The 3,101-nt window shown below is 38.4% G+C and carries 3 protein-coding genes and 2 pseudogenes; all 5 read right to left on the reverse strand.

The features are described 5' to 3' along the window. Nucleotides 1-3: 3 nt before the first annotated feature. Nucleotides 4-144, reverse strand: a complete 141-nt coding sequence (locus JCM21531_RS19075) for a hypothetical protein (protein WP_003515128.1) — start codon at nt 142-144, stop codon at nt 4-6. After that, nucleotides 134-522 (reverse strand): annotated as a pseudogene (locus JCM21531_RS16790) (hypothetical protein). The gene JCM21531_RS19075 and the pseudogene JCM21531_RS16790 overlap by 11 nt, the downstream one beginning before the upstream one ends. Before the next feature lie 149 nt (nt 523-671). Continuing rightward, nucleotides 672-1,010, reverse strand: a complete 339-nt coding sequence (locus tag JCM21531_RS16795; RefSeq protein ID WP_038291535.1) for a hypothetical protein — start codon at nt 1,008-1,010, stop codon at nt 672-674. 55 nt (nt 1,011-1,065) lie between these two features. Further along, nucleotides 1,066-2,388, reverse strand: a complete 1,323-nt coding sequence (locus JCM21531_RS16800; protein WP_094184851.1) for an RHS repeat-associated core domain-containing protein — start codon at nt 2,386-2,388, stop codon at nt 1,066-1,068. Then, a pseudogene (locus JCM21531_RS16805) lies at nt 2,345-3,101 on the reverse strand (hypothetical protein); the annotation flags it as partial. The gene JCM21531_RS16800 and the pseudogene JCM21531_RS16805, both read right to left, overlap by 44 nt.

Below are 3,101 nucleotides of genomic sequence, written 5' to 3' on the forward strand. Positions count from 1 at the left end.
TTTTCACCCCGCCTTTTTCTCCAGCTTTACTTCAAAAACCATTCTGCATACTGGGCATTTGATTTCAACATCAGCATAATCGGCATCAAATACTCTGTGATTGCAATGGGGGCAGCGGACTGTGTACTGTTTCTTACTCACCATCCCTCACCTCCGGTTTCTTAGGCTTCATGAGGCTTGCCATCTTCATCATCACAGGCTCTAAAATCTCCCCAACCATGTAATTAACCATTGGTGAGTAATTTTCCTTTGTTTCATCAAACAGCTTGGAAATGAGGTCATAGAGATTCTTTATATCCTCTTCTGTGGCATCTGCTGTACTGATTTCAATGAAAATCTTGGTACCGTCGCGCTTGGCAATATGGTCGCTTACATACTTCTCCAGAGCGTATCTTGCTATGCTTGATGTAGTAACGCTTGCCTCCGGCATTTGTGCTTGAAGCTCATCAATGATGCGTCCAATTCATCCGACTGCCTTTGTGTAAGCCTTACCCGTAACATACTATCCTTTTCTGTAGACATCAATGCACCTCCTGTGTTTCTTGTTGGTTTTATTGTATCACATTGTATTACGATATGTCAAGCACAGATAAAAAGAAAACCCGACTTGCCGTTGTATTGGCTTGCCGGGTATTGGCTTGCTACTGCGCTTTCAGTTGAGTAGCCCATTATTATAGTTTTGTGATTACTAGTTCTTTTGCTATAACCTCTATAACAATATCTTGCAATGGTAATACAAAGTGTTTTACGTCTCGAAGAATATGGCTATTATGATATGCTATATTTTTCCCTAATTGTTCAATCCAAGGTGAATTTTCAATTTCCAAAATATGCCTATGGAATCTTCCATCTCGATAACAGTATTCATGAAAATAATCTCTACTTGATACGCAATCAATAGTTACGACCTTAAACGCTATATATGGTTTTATGAGTATCCTGTAGCGTTCTTCTTCAATATTATCAATATCGATTTCAATTGAATAAGGATTTAATACTATGTTCTCCATTGGTGTTGTATGGAATTCATATTCTTTTTATAGATTAAAATATTCATATAACCTCCTACCTTCCTCTTACTCTTATTGTGACTCCACCATTGTTTGTTGTCATTTTCCAAGCTTCATTGGCAATTTCCTCAGGGGTTGCCCATACATAATTAATATTATCAATTCCCGCTTCTTTAAAGGCATATAGTCGTCTATTATCCAAAGAATAAATCACCCCATCTTTTTCAAATATACGGATTGCTGGCACATCATTAGGAGATATTTTTCCTGATTTTAACCCATTAATTAAATCATCAACGCTAGAACCATCCTTGAAGGTTGCTGAGATACTGTCTTGAGTAAAACGTATATCTTTAGAAGTTAGAGTGCTACGCGTTCCCTCTGTCATTTTAGCAAACTTTTCGTAATTCCGGTTGAAACTATCAAAACCACTACTAGCCTTAAATACTCCACTGGCACTACCTTCTGCAGCAAGCATCAATTCACCAACACCAGCTGCCGTAAGTGTTAAGGATATTGTACCACCTCCACTCAATATACCCTTTATACCAATCGTAGTATCTCGAATTCCGCGCACACCTATTAAGGTACCACCTGCAAATTGCGCTGTACCTTTAATCGTATTGTAAGCACCAGTTAATGTACCTCCTATGTAATAGTATTCATTATCCTGAATGCCCAAAGAATTTGTCACATTATTTTCAAAGTATTCAAATCTTTTTTGCGCTTCATCATAGAATTCCATATAGTTTCCAACAGATACTATTGCATCAACAGCTGTTACCTTATCAACAAATGGGTCATAAACATTATTTTTAAAAGTTGTCAGTGCTATACCTGTTCCCAATGCCAAACCATCTTTTAGACTACTTGGCTTATTCTCAATTACATATTCAATAACCTCTTTTCCTTTTTGAATAGTTTGGCCTACTGGTTGAACTACTTTTTCATTTACATAATTTTTTGCAGTATTCAATACATTAGAGGCTGCATCTGAAACACTCTTAATCTTTTTGTTAACCCATTGCTTTGCATTTTCAAATTTCTTGTCCAGCCATTCAGGCCAATGTCCTGTCGGATCATAGTATACTAATGGATTATTCTTCACATATGTATACAAATTCAAGCTAAGCGGGTCATTTGGGTCTCCCCTGTATGTATCCTCTTGCAAAAATCTTGCAATTTTCGGATCATACATCCTTGCAGTCAGGTAATACAGCTCTGTTTCCTCATCATACTGATAGCCGGCATACCTTATGTTGTTGTTTATCGGCGTTGTTGTCAGATTTCCATTGGCATCATAGTACTTTTCCTCTTCTATATTACCAAATGCGTCATAGTAGTATGTTGCCCTTAACACTCCCGTATTTGCATCCACAAGCTGTTACGTCTGCATGTCCGTTGTACAGATAATATAAGCTAAGTCCATCTGCCTGTCTCATCAAAAGGTTGGTTCCATAAATATTCCTTCCGACTTGGTTTCCTGAACCGTCCAGCTCAAGCACTACCTTATCATACTCGTATATATACTTTGTCAAGGTTCCGTCTACATACTTGCTTACTCTTAGTCCATCGCCGCTGTATGTATATGTTACTGTCTTTCCTCCGACTGTCGCACTTACCATCCTGCTTAGCGAATCATAGCTGTAGCTTGCTGTCTGCTCCGTTGTTGAGCCTTTTACTGTATACACCTCTGTCTGATTGCCGTTTTCATCATAACGATAGCTCTGTATTTGGGTCTCTACACCTGTTGTCTCAATTCTCTCAAGCCTGTTCTGCTTATCGTAGACATAGGTGTTGAATATTTGCACTGTTCCGCTTTGACTTATTTTCTCTGTTTCTCTATTTCCTGCAACATCGTACTCGTACACTGTGACTCTGCCATTTGACTCACTTACCGTCTCCAGTCGGTTCAATGCATCATATTCATAATCTGTTATCCTTGTTCCACCAACCAGGTGCTCAATCTTTTTAGTTTGATTATTTGCTTCATCATAAGTATACTCATACTTTTCAATTACAGTCTCTACTGTAGGAGATCCCTGATTGACTACCTTTACCTTCCGGTTAATAAGGGTATCAAGCATTCCG

Source organism: Acetivibrio straminisolvens JCM 21531 (assembly GCF_000521465.1).
GTDB lineage: Bacteria > Bacillota > Clostridia > Acetivibrionales > Acetivibrionaceae > Hungateiclostridium > Hungateiclostridium straminisolvens.